At 74.0% G+C, this 14,551-nt stretch carries 14 protein-coding genes and 2 pseudogenes; 10 read left to right on the forward strand and 6 right to left on the reverse strand.

Features of this window, described 5'->3' with window-relative positions; genetic code table 11:
• Positions 1 to 169: 169 nt before the first annotated feature.
• Positions 170 to 985: a VOC family protein gene (locus tag ACFWWQ_RS02155; RefSeq protein WP_384588639.1), complete on the reverse strand. Its 816-nt coding sequence runs from the start codon at positions 983 to 985 to the stop codon at positions 170 to 172.
• A 561-nt stretch (positions 986 to 1,546) separates the two neighbouring features.
• On the opposite strand from ACFWWQ_RS02155, the gene ACFWWQ_RS02160 reads away from it, so the two are divergent.
• From ACFWWQ_RS02160 to ACFWWQ_RS02175, 4 genes and pseudogenes are all read left to right on the forward strand, one after another.
• Positions 1,547 to 2,089, forward strand: a complete 543-nt coding sequence (locus ACFWWQ_RS02160; protein WP_384588642.1) for a type 1 glutamine amidotransferase domain-containing protein — start codon at positions 1,547 to 1,549, stop codon at positions 2,087 to 2,089.
• A 149-nt stretch (positions 2,090 to 2,238) separates the two neighbouring features.
• The gene (locus ACFWWQ_RS02165; protein WP_384588645.1) at positions 2,239 to 2,655 is read left to right on the forward strand and encodes a DUF2795 domain-containing protein; all 417 of its coding nucleotides are present in this window, start codon (positions 2,239 to 2,241) and stop codon (positions 2,653 to 2,655) included.
• A 24-nt stretch (positions 2,656 to 2,679) separates the two neighbouring features.
• Positions 2,680 to 3,041: pseudogene (locus ACFWWQ_RS02170) on the forward strand (phosphoribosyltransferase family protein); the annotation flags it as partial.
• Positions 3,042 to 3,086: 45 nt separating this feature from the next.
• On the forward strand, positions 3,087 to 3,557 hold the full coding sequence (locus ACFWWQ_RS02175; RefSeq protein ID WP_384588647.1) for a DUF5709 domain-containing protein: 471 nt from the start codon (positions 3,087 to 3,089) through the stop codon (positions 3,555 to 3,557).
• A 146-nt stretch (positions 3,558 to 3,703) separates the two neighbouring features.
• Here the strand turns inward: ACFWWQ_RS02175 and ACFWWQ_RS02180 are convergent, their stop codons facing one another.
• Positions 3,704 to 4,420 (reverse strand): DNA polymerase ligase N-terminal domain-containing protein, encoded by a 717-nt coding sequence (locus tag ACFWWQ_RS02180; RefSeq protein ID WP_384588650.1) that lies wholly within the window; start codon positions 4,418 to 4,420, stop codon positions 3,704 to 3,706.
• Between the two features lie 379 nt (positions 4,421 to 4,799).
• Between ACFWWQ_RS02180 and ACFWWQ_RS02185 the strand changes: the two genes are divergently transcribed.
• On the forward strand, positions 4,800 to 5,390 hold the full coding sequence (locus ACFWWQ_RS02185; protein ID WP_384588653.1) for a DUF4352 domain-containing protein: 591 nt from the start codon (positions 4,800 to 4,802) through the stop codon (positions 5,388 to 5,390).
• A 367-nt stretch (positions 5,391 to 5,757) separates the two neighbouring features.
• Positions 5,758 to 6,843: a WD40/YVTN/BNR-like repeat-containing protein gene (locus tag ACFWWQ_RS02190; protein WP_384588656.1), complete on the forward strand. Its 1,086-nt coding sequence runs from the start codon at positions 5,758 to 5,760 to the stop codon at positions 6,841 to 6,843.
• A gap of 44 nt (positions 6,844 to 6,887) precedes the next feature.
• On the opposite strand, the pseudogene ACFWWQ_RS02195 reads toward ACFWWQ_RS02190, so the two are convergent.
• Positions 6,888 to 6,979: pseudogene (locus ACFWWQ_RS02195) on the reverse strand (sulfurtransferase); the annotation flags it as partial.
• A 59-nt stretch (positions 6,980 to 7,038) separates the two neighbouring features.
• Positions 7,039 to 7,716: a uracil-DNA glycosylase gene (locus ACFWWQ_RS02200; RefSeq protein ID WP_384588660.1), complete on the reverse strand. Its 678-nt coding sequence runs from the start codon at positions 7,714 to 7,716 to the stop codon at positions 7,039 to 7,041.
• 239 nt (positions 7,717 to 7,955) lie between these two features.
• Here ACFWWQ_RS02200 and ACFWWQ_RS02205 point away from each other — a divergent pair, with 239 nt between their 5' ends.
• The 4 genes from ACFWWQ_RS02205 to ACFWWQ_RS02220 all read left to right on the forward strand — a co-directional run bounded on the left by ACFWWQ_RS02205 (position 7,956) and on the right by ACFWWQ_RS02220 (position 11,646).
• Positions 7,956 to 8,933 carry a phospholipid scramblase-related protein gene (locus ACFWWQ_RS02205; RefSeq protein ID WP_384588663.1) on the forward strand — a complete coding sequence of 326 codons (978 nt, stop codon included), beginning with the start codon at positions 7,956 to 7,958 and terminating at the stop codon, positions 8,931 to 8,933.
• Positions 8,926 to 9,933 (forward strand): N-acetylglucosamine kinase, encoded by a 1,008-nt coding sequence (locus tag ACFWWQ_RS02210; protein ID WP_384588666.1) that lies wholly within the window; start codon positions 8,926 to 8,928, stop codon positions 9,931 to 9,933. The genes ACFWWQ_RS02205 and ACFWWQ_RS02210 overlap by 8 nt, the downstream gene beginning before the upstream one ends.
• 179 nt (positions 9,934 to 10,112) lie before the next feature.
• Positions 10,113 to 11,069 (forward strand): hypothetical protein, encoded by a 957-nt coding sequence (locus ACFWWQ_RS02215; RefSeq protein WP_384588669.1) that lies wholly within the window; start codon positions 10,113 to 10,115, stop codon positions 11,067 to 11,069.
• 211 nt (positions 11,070 to 11,280) lie between these two features.
• Positions 11,281 to 11,646, forward strand: coding sequence for a nuclear transport factor 2 family protein (locus ACFWWQ_RS02220; protein ID WP_384588672.1), 366 nt, complete (start codon positions 11,281 to 11,283; stop codon positions 11,644 to 11,646).
• Positions 11,647 to 11,655: 9 nt separating this feature from the next.
• Here the strand turns inward: ACFWWQ_RS02220 and ACFWWQ_RS02225 are convergent, their stop codons facing one another.
• On the reverse strand, positions 11,656 to 12,720 hold the full coding sequence (locus ACFWWQ_RS02225) for a lactonase family protein (RefSeq protein ID WP_384588675.1): 1,065 nt from the start codon (positions 12,718 to 12,720) through the stop codon (positions 11,656 to 11,658).
• 128 nt (positions 12,721 to 12,848) lie between these two features.
• Entirely contained in the window at positions 12,849 to 14,357 is a 1,509-nt protein-coding gene (locus tag ACFWWQ_RS02230) for an FUSC family protein (RefSeq protein WP_384588865.1), read from the reverse strand.
• Positions 14,358 to 14,551: the final 194 nt, after the last annotated feature.

Below are 14,551 nucleotides of genomic sequence, written 5' to 3' on the forward strand. Positions count from 1 at the left end.
GCTGGCCGCCGGGCGGCCACGCCGCCGTGGGGCCGGGTGGTGACCGTGGGTGATTCATCACGGTGCCGAGGGGGGCGGGCACAGCCGCTTTCCGGTACGGGCGCGCCAAATGGGAAGAGGGTTCCCGTCCGGAAGGAGGCCGTCCCGTACGGAGTGCGGTGACGGGAAATCAGTCGTTCTCGGGGGCGTCCGTGACCGTGAAGAGGGCGCCGTGGGGGTCGCAGATCATGGAGCGTCCACCGGGGCGCCCGGTTTGGGGTGCCGGGGACATGACGGTTCCGCCGGCGGCGACGGCCGCGGAGATGACGGAGGGCAGGTCGCGTACCTGGAAGTGGACGTGCCACCGGGGGCGCAGGTGCGGATCGGGGGCCTCCTCCACGCCGCCACCCCGGAGCGCGGCGACGATGCGCCGGTCCTGGCGGACGATGACCTGCTCGTCCTCGTAGGTGACGTCGCAGCCGCCGGGGCGCTGGGTGGCCCAGTCGAAGATCTCGGCGTAGAAGATGGCGGCGGCAAAGGCGTCGCGGGTACGGAGTTCCAGGCAGGCGGGGGCATTGGCGCGGCCGACCGCCCAGCGCAGGGTCTGGCCCTCCCAGAGGCCGAAGACGGCGCCGTCGCGGTCGGACGCCAGGGCGGCGCGTCCGGCGCCGAATTCGAGGGGGCCGACGGCGACGGTGGCGCCGCGTTCGCGGATGCGGGCGGCGACGTCGTCGGCGCTGTCGACCGCGAAGTACGGGGTCCATGCCGTGGTGCCGCGCAGGCGCTGGGTGAGCTGGGCGATACCGGCGACGGGACGGCCGTCGTCCAGGGCCACGCAGAACTCGTCACCGAGGCTGCCCTGCCGGAACTTCCAGCCGAGAACCTCGGTGTAGAAGTCCTGGGTGGAGCGCAGATCGCGAGTCATCAGGTTGACCCAGCAGGGCGCGCCGTGGGTGGGGGCGGTGCGCGCGCCGATGGCGGATGCGCGGTGCTCAGCGGCCGACATGGTGGACATCTCCCTTTCACGGACCACGCGGTGAGCACTCCGCCGGGTCGGCGTGGTGCACTCGGAAACGGTGCGGGCGTGCGGTGGCGACCGTGGCCCGGGCACGTGGCCGGGCGGCCGTGTTCACCCCAGGGCGAGCGGCCTGTCTCCGACGGTACGCCCCCGGCGGGTGCCCGGCGCGCCCGCACGGCCGGGCGGGGCATCCGCCCCGGGGAGGGCGGGCGCGTCCGTCGTCGGGATGCGATCTCGTCGTATCCGGAGTGCGATGGAGGAGGCCCGGGCGCGTCCAGGTGACAGGGGGCGCGCGGGCCTGGCTCGGGCGCCCGGTGCGGCGGGGGGTGCGGCGCGGGACGGCCGTCCCTTCCGGGTTTTCGGGGCTCGATGCGGTGAGCCGTATACACCGCATGCACCGCGCACCTTGACGGGAACCGAGACCTCGGGAATGCACATTCGGAAGAAACGCGGGGGCGGGAAGGGGAATCGGGGCGGGGCGGGAATCTCAAGGAATCCGGCACTGGCATTCGATGCATTCGGCGACATCGCGACGAGAGGGCGGACGACATGCAGATCGCGTTTCTGGTGGCCTCCGAGGGCGTGGAGCAGGTCGAGTTGACGGAGCCGTGGCAGGCGGTGGTGGATGCCGGTGCGGTGCCGCATCTGGTATCGCCGTCGAGTGGGTCGGTGCAGGCTTTCCATCATCTGGACAAGGCCGACTCGTTCACCGTGAATCGCACGTTGGACGAGGCACAGGTGGAGGATTACGGCGCGCTGGTGTTGCCGGGTGGAGTGGCGAATCCGGATGCGTTGCGACTGGATGAGCGGGCTGTCGCTTTCGCTCGTGGATTCTTCGACGCCGGAAAGCCGGTCGCGGCGATCTGTCATGCACCGTGGACGCTGATCGAGGCGGATGTGGTGCGGGGACGCACCCTTACATCGTGGCCGAGTCTGGCGACGGATATCCGCAATGCGGGCGGTTCCTGGGTCGATGAGAGGGTGAAGATCTGCACCAGCGGCCCGAACACGTTGGTCACCAGCCGTAAACCGGACGATCTGAAGGCGTTCTGCGCGACGCTGGTCAATGAATTGGACGATGGCGGGCGGTGAATTTCCCCGGAAGGAGCTCTCGGGGTGGTTTTCACCCGTCGTCGCGGAAGGCGCGCGGCGGTCGGAACGGACTGCCGTTCAGGGGGCGGGTCCGGTGGGGTTCCGTTCCCCGTCACCTGCCCCCTGAACGCCGTCACCTGGAGGAAGACATGGTCATGGAGCACGGTGCGGACAAGATCGGGCCCGCGCGGGACGAGATGATGAAGAAGGAATTGCGGGCGGAGATGACGACCGACCGGTCGCTGCGCGCCGCGGAGGAAAGGGAACTCCAGCCCGCGGGCGAGGATCAGCCGGAGGTGGCGCAGGCGCCCGACAGGGTATTTCGCGGGGGTACACCGCAGGGTATGACCGAGGAGGACGTCGGCATCCGGTCCGAACTCGCGCGGCATCTCGGCCGGAGCATCTATCCGGCGGACAAACCGTCGGTGGTCGACAAGTTGCGCCGGGACAACGCTCCGGACCGTTTGGTGTCCCTCGCCGAAAAGCTGCCACCGGAGGGTACGTATCCGAATATGCAGAGCATCGCGCAGTCCCTCGGCCTTGGCACGGAAAGGCGGCGGGGCTGACCGCGAACCGGGCCGATACGGGGGGCACCGCTGGACGTGCTGGTGGCGCGCAAGATCGGGGTGCCGGGGCGGCCCGAGGTCGGAGTGGGGGCGCTGGTCGGTGAGGACCCGCCTGCGGTGCTGCTGGTCGACGACGGGCTGGCGACGGGCGTGACGGCGCGCGCCGCGCTGCGGTATCTGCGGCGGCTGGAGCCGGCGCGGCTGGTGCTGGCGGTTCCGGTCGGGGCGCCGCTGCGGCTGCGGCTCTGCGCGAGGAGGCGGACGATGTGGAGTGTGTCCACCAGCCACGGAATTTCCATGGCGTGGGCGAGTGGTATCTCGATTTCGACCAGGTGCGGGACGCAGAAGTCATCAGTATTCTGCGTGGATCCGGCACCGCAGTGTGAGAAAGCAGGGTGAGAAACCCTCGTATCCGGAGAAGGAGAGCGGACATGCCCGACAATGCGATGGGGGACGAGGTCTATCAGCCGTCCGCTTCCGATCCGCAGGACAATCCCGATGACCTGGATATGGAGGACGCTCTCGGTGAACCGGATCTCGACCAGATTCTGGACGAGGGATATTCGCCGCCCGAGCGTCCGCTCGCGGTGAACCGCGGCACCACGGCGCGGGAGCAGTTCGACGGCGAATCCCTGGAACAGCGGCTCTCGGAAGAGGTTCCGGAGGTGTGGCCACCGGACGGGGACGGCATCGGGGACCAGGTGGACGGCGACGGGGAGCCGGTGGACGACCAGGTCGGCGGGGAGCGCGCCGGGCGGCTGATGACCGCCGACGAGGGGTTTCCGCGGCACCGCAACGACGTCGTCGCACACGACGTCGGCATCGACGGCGGGGCGGCGTCCGCCGAGGAAGCGGCGGTGCACCTGTGCCCGGAGAGCGGCGAGGAGGCCCCGGCGGGGTGAGGGGCGGACCACCGGCCGTGCGGCGGTACATCGGGCGCTGACAGCGCTCACCCGCCCCGGGAACAGCCGGATGGCCACTGCATGCGGCTTCAGGCCACGGCCACCGCATGCGGCTTCAGGGCCACTGCCACCGGACCGGCGGTGTTTCAGGAACCGCGCGGCGGGTCGTCCCGGGCATCGGCGGCCACCTGCCTGAGGGTGCGGCCGCTGCGGACGGAGCGGGCGCGCAGCGGGTCGGGGGCGCCGTGGGCGGCCGCACGGTCGTCGTTCTCCTTGACCAGCAGCCAGGATTCCCGGTCGCCCGCCTCCTCGCCGGTACGGAACCGGGTGAGGGCGTAGCCACCGTGCAGCTTGGTCCCGTCGAGCCAGAAGGAGGCATGGCCCCGCTCCAGCGCCTCGGCGAAGCTGGCCGCGCCGCCCACGTGATCCCGGCGCTTGCCCGGAAGGGGCCGGTAGGTGCCCTGGTCCCAGACGATGACGGTGCCCGCGCCGTACTCGCCCCGGGCGATGACGCCCTCGAACTCCCGGTAGTCCAGCGGATGGTCCTCGGTGGGGACCGCGAGACGCTTGTCGCGCGGATCGGCGGACGGCCCCTTGGGCACGGACCACGACTTGAGTACGCCGTCGACCTCCAGCCGGAAGTCGAAGTGCATTCGGCGGGCGTCATGAATCTGCACGACGAAGCAGGGCGCGTCCCCGGGGGCGCTCGGCTCGCCGCGCGGTTCCTCGGTGCGGTCGAAATGCCGTTTGCCCCGGTAGACGGCGAGCCGGTCGGGGTCCCCCTGGGCGGCGCCACTCGCCTCGGAGGGGGCGTGCGGGGCGTTCCGTCCGCCCCGGCCGTGCGTCGCGTCGTCGCCGTTCACGTCCGTCCCTTCGTCCCTCTGCCGCACCGGCGCGTTCGCGGGGCTCGCGCGCCCCGCACGCCCATGTTTGCGCCCCATGGACGGCGCGGCCACCGCGGCGCAGTACGGGCCTGCGGCGCGCGCCAGCGGGTCAGGGCGGGCGCCCCGGCGTTGCGGCGGAGGCCCGGCCCTCCCCGGCGCTCAGACCGGACGGGTGTGGCGAGATCCACGGCCCCCACCCGTGTCACCGGCCCGCCCGACCTGGTCACGGGCGCCGCACGGCGGCGGGCGGAGGCTGTGGTTCCGCCCGCCGTTCCCCGCGTGATCACTGTCACCTTCATGACGTAATCTGACGCTCAATCGCGGGCAGGTCGGCCCGCCATGAACGTCGGGGTACGCCATGCGCCCATCCATCCGTGTCGCCACGCTCATCGCGTGCGCCCTCCTCACCGCCGGTCTGACGACGAGCTGTTCGTCCTCGGGCGACGACTCCAAGGCCCCCGCGGCATCGGGGAAGTCGCCGGAGGCCCCGAGCGGCGACATCGCCGAGCAGCCGGCGGGGAAGTCCGGGAAGACCCCCGTCACCATCGGCGACCGGGGGACGTACCAGGCCGTCGACAGCGCCTCGGGGACGCGGACGCAGATGTCGGTCACGTTCAAGGACGTCCGGGCGGTCCAAGCGTCGGAGATCAAGGCCACCAAGCCGCCCCAGCACCAGTACCTCGTCCTCACGTTCACCGTGAAGAACACCGGTGACAAGGACGGCGCCTTCCACCCGCAGCGGCTGAAGTGGACCGACGGCCAGAGCCCGGAGAGGAACATCACCACCACCGAGAAGTCCGGCTCCGGGCAGAACCTCGACGCGACGTTCCACCCGGGGCAGAGCGTCACGGGCGATGTCGTCCTGGACATCCCCGGGGCGGGTGGCATCCTCCGCTACTACGACGGCTCCGGCCCCGTCTCCCTCTCGTTCGAGGTACCGGCGGACTGATCCCGGACCCGGACAGGGCCCCCGAGGCCCGGCCGAGGGGGGGGGGGGGGGGGCGCGGGCGGGGGGGGGGGCGGCGGCGGGGGGGGGGGGGGCGCGGGCGCGCGCCGGGGGGGGGGGGGGGGGGCGCGCCGCGCCCCCCCCCGCCCCCCCGGCGCCCGCGCCCGCCCCCGCGACCCGCCCCCGCCCCCCCCCCCCCCCGTTGCGCGTACGGGCTCCACGCGGTCGGTTCGGCGGGGGTCCGGTGCACGGTCGCCGCGTCCCGACGAGCCGTGTGACTTGGGACGATGGCGTGCCGAGGCGCCGTTGTCAGTGGTCGGGTGCAGACTGGCGGCATCTGAGACGACGGCGTCGCGGAGGTGTTCCGGTCATGACCGAGGTGCTGCTCACTGTGGGCACACGCAAAGGACTTTTCGTCGGCCGCAGGAGGCACGGCGGCTGGGAGCTGGGCGGCCCCCATTTCCCCGCACAGGCGGTGTACTCCATCGGGATCGACACCCGCCGGGAGACACCACGGGTGCTGGTGGGCGCCGACAGTGCGCACTGGGGACCGTCCGTCTTCCACACCGACGATCTCGGGAAGACGTGGCACGAGCCCGCGCGGCCCGCGGTCACGTACCCGGAGTACACCGGCACTTCACTGGAGCGGGTGTGGCAGCTGCATCCGGCCGGGCCCGCCGCGCCCGATGTGGTCTACGCCGGTACGGAGCCGGGCGGGCTGTTCCGTTCCGAGGACCGCGGCGAGACGTTCGAGATGGTCAGAGCGTTGTGGGAGCATCCGAGCCGGGAGCGGTGGGTGCCCGGTGGCGGTGGTCTCGCGGTGCACACCGTGATCACCGACCCGCGCGACGCGGACGCGGTGACGGTCGCGGTGTCGGCCGCCGGGGTGTTCCGCAGCGCCGACGGCGGCGCCAGCTGGGAGCCGTCGAACACCGGCGTCAAGGCGTCGTTCCTGCCGGACGAGCACCCCGAGTTCGGCCAGTGCGTCCACAAGATCGCGCAGGACGCCGTCAACCGCGACCGGCTGTACCTCCAGAACCACTGGGGCGTCTACCGCAGCGACGACGCGGGCGCCCGGTGGACGGACATCGGCGCGGGGCTCCCCACCGACTTCGGCTTCGCGGTGGCCGCCCACCCGCACCGCGCCGACACCGCCTATCTGTTCCCCATCACCGCCGACGCGGACCGCGTTCCGGCCGATCACCGGTGCCGGGTCTTCCGGACCTCCGACGCCGGGGCCTCCTGGGAGCCGCTCTCCCACGGCCTGCCGGAGGAGGACCACTACGGCACCGTGCTCCGCGACGCCCTCTGCGTGGACGACACCGACCCCGCGGGCGTCTACTTCGGCAACCGCAACGGCGAGGTGTACGCCAGCGCCGACGACGGCGGCAGCTGGCAGCAGCTCGCCTCCCATCTGCCGGATGTGCTGTGCGTACGGGCATCGGCGGTGGCCTGAGGACGCGGCGCTCCTTCGGCGCGGCGGGACGGGCGACGGAAAAGGCCGTCGCACTGGAGGTCGCCGAAGGGCAGGTTCACGGAGCCCGGCATATGGCCGCCGCGCAGCCCCGGTACGGCTCCGGAGCCGTACCGGCAGGTCCAGGCCCGCGCAGCGCCGGAGCGGCGACCGCCTACGGGCAACCCGCCCCTCAGCTCACGGCAATCGCCAGTCCACCGGCTCGGCCCCCTGGCGGACGAGGAGCTCATTGGTGCGGCTGAAGGGCCGTGAACCGAAGAAGCCGCGGTCGGCGGACATCGGGGACGGGTGGGCCGATTCGATCGCCGGGTACGCGTCGAGGAAGGGGCGCAGGTTGCGGGCGTCGCGGCCCCACAGGACGGGCACCAGCGGTTTGCCACGGGCGGCGAGGGCACGGATGGCCTGCTCCGTCACTTCTTCCCAGCCCTTGCCGCGGTGCGCGCCGGGCTTACGGGGCGCGGTGGTCAGCGCCCTGTTGAGGAGGAGGACACCCTGGCGGGTCCACGGGGTCAGATCGCCGTTGGAGGGGCGCGGCAGGCCGAGGTCGGAGTGGAGCTCGCGGAAGATGTTCTCCAGGCTCCCCGGCAGCCGCTGCACCTCGGGCGCGACCGCGAAGCTCAGCCCGATCGCCATGCCCGGCGTCGGATAGGGGTCCTGACCGACGATCAGCACCCGTACGTCGTCGAACGGCTGCTGGAAGGCGCGCAGGACGTTGGCGCCCGCGGGCAGGTAGGTCCGCCCGGCGGCGATCTCCTGACGGAGGAAGTCGCCCATCTCGGCGATACGTCCGGCGACGGGGCGCAGCGCCTCCGCCCAGCCGGGTTCCACAAGTGCGTTCAAAGGTCGTGCTGCCACAGCACCTCACCCTACCGGCCCAACGCCCGGGACCCGTTCCGTCCGCGGCGGGCCCGGGCGCCGCGGACGGAGACCGTGGGTGCGACCAGTGGCGGGAGGCGCCCGTCGCGCCCACGGCCTGGCCGGGTCCTCGCCGTTCCGGCCGGGCGGTACCCGGGCCCATGGTCCAGGGCCCGGCTGGTCCAGGGCCCGGCTGGTCCAGGGCCCGGCGGTGTCCCGGCGGCCGGTACTGTGCCGCCATGACACATGCGAACATCCCTGCGGGCTGGTATGCGGACCCGCAGGGGGCTCCCCGCCAACTGCGCTGGTGGGATGGCGCCCGCTGGACCGAGCACACGCACGCCGCCCCGCAGCAGGCTCAGGGCCAGGCTCCGGCCCGGCACGCCCCCCAGCAGCAGGTTCCGCCGCAGCAGACACCCTCGCAGCAGCCGCAGGCAGCCCCGGTCGGGACCGGAGCGCCGCAGCAGATGCCCGCTGGGCCGGGGGCGCCGTACGGGGCGCAGCAGGCCCCCTACGGGCAGCCCGGATATCCCACGGCGGGGGCGGCGCCCGGCAACCCCGACGCGGCCCGGCAGGTCCAGCAGCAGGCGGGCATCGCCCCGACGGGTCCGGGCGGCGGCACGCTGTTCACCGAGCCGGTGCTGGTGGTGAACCAGAAGGTGAAGCTGATCGAGGTCACCAACGAGTACGGCGTCTTCGACCAGAACGGCAACGCCCTCGGCACGGTCGTCCAAGTCGGGCAGAGCACTGCGAAGAAGGTGCTGCGGGTGGTGTCCAGCCTGGACCAGTACATGACGCACAAGCTGGAGATCCGGGATGCGTACGGGCAGCCGCAGCTGGTGCTGACGCGACCGGCCAAGTTCATCAAGTCGAAGGTGCTGGTGGCGCGTCCGGACGGGCAGCCGGTCGGCGAGATCGTCCAGCAGAACGCCATCGGCAAGATCAACTTCGGGATGATGGTCAACGGCCAGCAGATCGGCGCCATCAAGGCCGAGAACTGGCGGGCCTGGAACTTCGCCATCGTCGACCACGCCGACACCGAGGTCGCCCGGATCACCAAGACGTGGGAGGGCCTGGCGAAGACGATGTTCACCACGGCCGACAATTACGTCCTGCAGATCCACCGGCAGCTGCCCGACCCCCTGCTGAGCCTCGTCGTCGCCACGGCGCTGACCGTCGACACCGCGCTCAAGCAGGACTCCCGCGGCCTTGGCTGAGCCGTCGCGTACGGCGGGCCCGGCCGTCCTGGGCGTCGACTCGGGCGGTTCGGGGCTGCGCCTCGCCGTCGCACCGGTCGCCGCGCCGCACGCCCGGCCGGAGACCACCTACGCGTCGGACACTCCGGTGCGCACCGGGGAGCGCGGTATCGACGCGCGGCACCTGCTGGACCAACTGCTGCCCGCCGCCGAGAAGTTGCGGCAGACGGCGGGGGTTTCCGGCTTCGCGGCGGTCTGTGTCGGCGCCGCCGGGATGGCGACGCTCGGGCCGGACCTGCGGGCCGCGCTGCCGCGGGCGCTGGCCGACGCCTTCGGGGTGTGTGACCTGGCGCTGGCCACGGACGCGGTGACCGGGTACGCGGGTGCGCTGGGGCAGCGGCCGGGCGTCGTCGTCGCGGCCGGTACGGGTCTGGTCGCGCTCGGCGCGGACCCGGCGTCCGGGGACGGCTGGCGGCGGGCGGACGGCTGGGGCCATCTGCTCGGCGACTGCGGGGGCGGGGCATGGATCGGCCGGGCGGGCCTGGAGGCGGCGCTGCGGGCGCACGACGGGCGGCCCGGCGGCTCCCCGGCGCTGCTGCGGGCCGCCGAGGAACGGTTCGGGCCGGTCAGCGGCCTGCCGGGGCAGCTGTATCCGCGGGCGGACCGGCCCGCGGTGCTGGCGTCGTTCGCGCCGTACGTGGCGCGTGAGGCGGCCGGTGACACGGTCGCGGCGGGCATCGTCCGCGAGGCCGCGGAGCAGATCGCGGACACGGCGGCGGCCGCCTGTCCGCCCGGGCCGGGGCGGACCGTCGCGCTGACCGGCGGGCTGTTCCGGCTGGGCGAGGTACTGCGGGCGCCGGTGCGGGCCGGGCTGGCGGCGCGGCTGCCGGACGCGGTGTGCGCGGAGCCGGACGGCGGCCCGCTCGACGGGGCGCTGCGCCTCGCCGCCGCGCTGGCCACCGACACGGTGCGGCTGCCGGTGGACGGCGCGCTGCTCCGGCTCGTCCACCACGGGAGGTGAGCGGTACGCGCCACCCGGGGGCGGGCCGCCGCAGGTGGGCCGTTGTCCCGACGTGTGTCCGCCGTTCCGGACGGCCTCCCGGCGGGCCACCGTGACGCGCGGGATAAATCGGGACGGATACCTCCCGACCGAACCCTCCCCCGGCAGTGTGCCGGTACGAGGCGTTAGCATGCGGCGCCATGAGTTCCCCCACTGGGCCCGCACCTGGCTCGCCCCGCTTTGACGATGATTCTCCGAGCTCGGCGCCCGGCCTGCCCGTACGAATGCCGCGTCCCCGGCAGTCCGGCCGACACCGCAAGCCGGATCCGGTCGCCGCACCCCAGGACGCACCCGCCCTGGTGCTGGCCGTGCCCGGCACCCCCACACCCGCCGCCCGCTCCCTGGCGGAGGAGGTCTGCAGCATCGCGCGTTCCGAGCTGCCCGGCCTCGACGCCCGGATCGGTTACGTGGACGGCGACGGCCAGGAGTTCCCGGCGCTGGACGCGGTGCTGGCGCAGGCCGGTGCCGAGCACAAGGCGCGTGCCGCGCAGGGCGACGGCGCGGCCGCCGGTCCGGCCGCGGTGGTCGTGCCGCTGCTGGCCGGTCCCGACAGCGCGCTGCTGCGGCGGATACGCCAGGCGATGATGAACAGCGGTTCCGGCGCCGAACTGACGGATGTCCTCGGCCCGCACCCGCTGCTCGCCGAGGCGCTGCACGTACGGCTGTCCGAGGCGGGGCTGGCCCGCGCCGACCGGGCGCGCCTGTTCACCGTCGCCACGGCGGCGGACGGCATCATCCTGGCCACCGTGGGCGGCGAGGAGGCCGTGCAGGCCGCGGGGATCACCGGCATGCTGCTGTCGGCCCGGCTGGCGGTGCCGGTGCTGGCCGCCGCGCTGGACGCGGACGGGGCGATCTCCCGCACCGCGGAGCAGCTGCGGACGTCCGGTTCGCGGCAGCTGGCGCTCGCGCCGTACCTGATCGGCCCGGAGATCTCCGACGGGCTGCTGGGGGCGGCCGCGGCCGAGGCGGGTTGCGCGTCGGCGGAGGCGCTGGGCGCCTACGGGGCGGTCGGCCGCCTGGTGCTGTCGAACTACGCCGCGAAGGTGGGCATCACGCTGCGGCCCGCCGGGGGGCCGCAGTACGCACCGGCGCACTGAGCCGCGTTTTCCGGGCGGCCGCCCGGCCACCCGGAACCGTAAGGGCCGTTCCGCTTCGTGCGGGGCGGCCCTTCGCACTGCCCGGCGGCAGACGCGGCCCGTGGCGGAAGAGGCCCGACACGCGGGAAGGCGCGCACCACCGGGGATACGGTCGCCGGAAAGACACCGGCCCGCCGGTCGGACGGCCGGGCCGCACCGGAGGGAAGTGCCGATGTCCGCCACCGAAGCGCCGGATTCCGCCGTCGACGTCGTCCGTGCCGTGTTCGCCGCCTACCTCGCGCAGGACCGCCCCGCCATGGAGCGGTTGCTCGCCGACGACTTCGTCTTCACCAGCCCGCAGGACGACCACCTCGGCAAGGACGCGTTCCTCACCCGCTGCTTCCCGACCGCCGACCGGTTTCGCGCGTACGCACTCCTCGACACCGTGCCGGCGGGCGGTGCCGGGGAGGTGTTCGTCCGGTACGCGTACGAGCTGACCAGCGGCGGGCACCACCGCAACGTCGAGGTGCTGACCGTGCGGGACGGGCGGATCGCCGAGACGCAGGTGTACTTCGGCGGCAGCTTCCCGCCGGGCTGAGCGGGCGTCTCAGGCGAAGACGACGCAGGAGGCCGCGGGCGCCGGCGTCGAACCGGTGCGGGTGGGAACGCCGGTGGCGTGGTCGACGGTGAACCAGGTGATGTCGCCGGAGCGTTCGTTGGCGGCGTAGAGGAACCGGCCGGTGGGGTGCATCGCCAGGTCGCGGGGCCAGCTGCCGCCGCAGGGCACGCTGGTGACGGGGGTGAGCTCCGCGCCGGAGGCGTCGAGGGCGTGGACGCAGATGCGGTCGCGGCCCCGGACCGCGGTCCACAGGAACCGGCCGTCCGGGGAAACGACCGCGGTGGACGCGTAGCCGGCGTCGGCCGCCTGGTCGCCGGGCGCGCCGTCGCCGTCCGCGAACAGCGGGGTCTCCCCCAGGGGCGTCAGGGTGCCGTGTTCGGCGTCCCAGCGGCAGCGGGTGAGCGCCGGTGCCAGCTCGTTGACGACGTAGACGTGGCCGCCGCCCGGGTGGAAGGCGAGGTGGCGGGGGCCGCTACCGGGGCGGAGCCGGACCTCGTCGCGGATCTGCGTCGTGCCGGTGAGGGGGTCGAGGCTGCAGCTGCGGACCGAGTCGGTGCCGAGGTCGGCGGTGAGCAGCCGGGTGCCGCCGGGCGCGGCGTACACGGAGTGGGCGTGCGGGGTCTTCTGGCGCTCGGGGTCCGGGCCGCTGCCGTGGTGGGCGAGGACGGCGGCGGGCCCGCCGAGGGTGCCGTCGGGCCCGATGGGGAGCGCGCTGACGCTGCCGGAGGTGTAGTTGGCGGTGACGAGGTGACCGGCGGTCAGGGCGAGGTGGGTGGGGCTCGCTCCGCCCACCGGGACGGGCGGGGCGAGAAGTTCCGGGCCGTCGGGGGTGAGGGTGAAGACGGCGGCCGCACCGTGGCCGGTCTCACTGACCGCGTAGAGGCGCCTGCGGTCACGGCTCGGGGCGAGGAAGGACGGGTTGGCGACCTCCGCGGTGGAGTGCAGCGGGGTGAGCGCGCCGGTCTCCGGGTCGAGGGCGGCGGTGGTGATGCCCGCGCCGCCGTGCTGCGTGAACGATCCGATGTAGGCCCGCAGGCCCTGCTCCGTGGTCACCGCTGTGCCGCCTCTCGTCCGGTCGCCCGCCGCCCCCGCACGGGGCGGGGCACGGCGACGCTAACAGCCGGGGCGGCGGCGGGGGCGGGATTGTCGGGCGGGGGCGCGGAGCCGTACCCCCGGTGGGGTCAGACCTCGGCGAGCGGGGCGCGGGGCGGGCTGGCCAGTGGGGCGGCGAGGGCGGCGAGTTTCTGCTCCAGGCCGTGGAGGTGGAGGAGCGGGCCGTCCCCGGCGGCGGGCGGGGCGGGCATGGGCACCGGTGCGGTGTGGCGGCCGGTCAGGGTCTCGACGGCCGCCTCGACGCGGCGCCAGGCGTCGGCGAGGTGGGCACCGTGCGCGCCGTCGGTCCGCCCGGCGGGGGCGAGCGCCGCGAGGGCGGCGACGTCGTGGGCGCAGGCGTCCAGCAGGGCGAGGACCTGGCGGGCGCGGGCCTTGCGGTGGCGGAACGGGTTGAGGGGGTGCACCAGCGGCGCGAGGGCGAGGCGGACCTTGCCGAGGAGGGCTTCCAGTTCGCCGGTCCGCCCGGCCGGGTCCCCGTCGGGCGCGCCGCCGAGGCGGGCGACGGCCTGCGCGGTGCACTCGTGGACGCAGCGCACGGCGCGCCGGATCCAGGCGTTGGTGGTGGCGTGGGTGGTGACGGGCAGGACGAGGACGACGGCCACGGCGGTGGCGAGGGCGCCGACGCCGGTCTCGGCGAGCCGCAGCGCGAGCAGCCCGGGGTGGAGGACGCCGAGGAGGCCGTAGAGCAGTCCGGCCAGAACGGTCACGAAGAACATCATGTACGTGTACGAGAGGGGCGCCGTGGAGAAGAGGCCGAAGACGCAGACGGCGACGAGGGCGGCGGTGGGGGCGGGGGCGCCGTGCAGCGGGACGGCGACGAGGAGTCCGGCGGCGATGCCGGTGACGGTGCCCAGGACCCGGCGGAAGCCGCGGACCAGGGTCTCTCCGCAGGACGCGGTGTTCACGAAGATCCACCAGACGGTGGCGACGGCCCAGTACCAGCGGTCGGCGGAGACGGCCTGGCCGACGGCGAGCGCGGCGGTGCAGGCCACGGTCGCCTGGACGGCCTGCCGGGTGGTGGCGCGGGCCAGTCCGCGGCCGGGCGGCGGCGGGGTCGGCGCGGGGGCCGGTCGCAGGCCCCGTTCGTAGCACCAGGCGCCGAAGCGGACCGCGGCGGCCACGGCGACGGCGACGAGCACGGCCACGATGAGCGGCGGCAGCCGGCCGGGCTCGGCGTGCAGGAACTGCGCCATGAAGAACATCATGAACGCGAAGATCCCGAGGGCATGGCCGCGCGGGCCCCAGCGGCGGGCGTACGCCCCGGCGCCGACGACGGCGAGGAACGCCGCGTCGCGCCCGAGGGGATGCCCGTGCAGCCCCGCCGCGAGGGCCAGGACGGGCAGGCCGACGACGGGCAGCAGCGCCGTGGTGACGGCCTGGCCGCGGACCGTGGGGTCGGCGACGGTGAAGAGCGCCAGCAGCGCGGCGAGTCCCCCGGCGATGGCCCCGGTGAGGGTGGGGACGGCCAGGCCGGAGGCGGTGGTCGCCAGGCCGATGCCGAGCACGGCCCGGGTGGCGGCGCGCAGCCGCAGCCACCCCGGGTCCGGCGCCCACACCCTCCTCATCAGCAGCGTCATCCTCTTCAGCACCGCTTCCTCTCCGTACGCGTCGGGTGCGCGGGCGCGGCCGGGTGGCCGTGCGCGCATGAAAAAGGCGCCGCGGGGTTCCGCAGCGCCATCGACAGATCCATCTCAGCATCCGATGCCCAGTGGTTCAACAGATGTCGTTTTTGCTGGGCCATTGGTACAGCAAGAAGAGGAATATACGGTTC

Origin of the sequence: Streptomyces sp. NPDC059080, from assembly GCF_042739975.1 — a bacterium.
Classification (GTDB): Bacteria; Actinomycetota; Actinomycetes; order Streptomycetales; family Streptomycetaceae; genus Streptomyces; species Streptomyces benahoarensis.

Coding starts and splice junctions, on each gene's coding strand:
- ACFWWQ_RS02155 (WP_384588639.1), bottom strand. CDS start 985: ATGTCGGCCGCTGAGCACCGCGCATCCGCCATCGGCGCGCGCACCGCC.
- ACFWWQ_RS02160 (WP_384588642.1), top strand. CDS start 1,547: ATGCAGATCGCGTTTCTGGTGGCCTCCGAGGGCGTGGAGCAGGTCGAG.
- ACFWWQ_RS02165 (WP_384588645.1), top strand. CDS start 2,239: ATGGTCATGGAGCACGGTGCGGACAAGATCGGGCCCGCGCGGGACGAG.
- ACFWWQ_RS02175 (WP_384588647.1), top strand. CDS start 3,087: ATGCCCGACAATGCGATGGGGGACGAGGTCTATCAGCCGTCCGCTTCC.
- ACFWWQ_RS02185 (WP_384588653.1), top strand. CDS start 4,800: ATGCGCCCATCCATCCGTGTCGCCACGCTCATCGCGTGCGCCCTCCTC.
- ACFWWQ_RS02190 (WP_384588656.1), top strand. CDS start 5,758: ATGACCGAGGTGCTGCTCACTGTGGGCACACGCAAAGGACTTTTCGTC.
- ACFWWQ_RS02205 (WP_384588663.1), top strand. CDS start 7,956: ATGACACATGCGAACATCCCTGCGGGCTGGTATGCGGACCCGCAGGGG.
- ACFWWQ_RS02215 (WP_384588669.1), top strand. CDS start 10,113: ATGAGTTCCCCCACTGGGCCCGCACCTGGCTCGCCCCGCTTTGACGAT.
- ACFWWQ_RS02220 (WP_384588672.1), top strand. CDS start 11,281: ATGTCCGCCACCGAAGCGCCGGATTCCGCCGTCGACGTCGTCCGTGCC.
- ACFWWQ_RS02230 (WP_384588865.1), bottom strand. CDS start 14,357: ATGACGCTGCTGATGAGGAGGGTGTGGGCGCCGGACCCGGGGTGGCTG.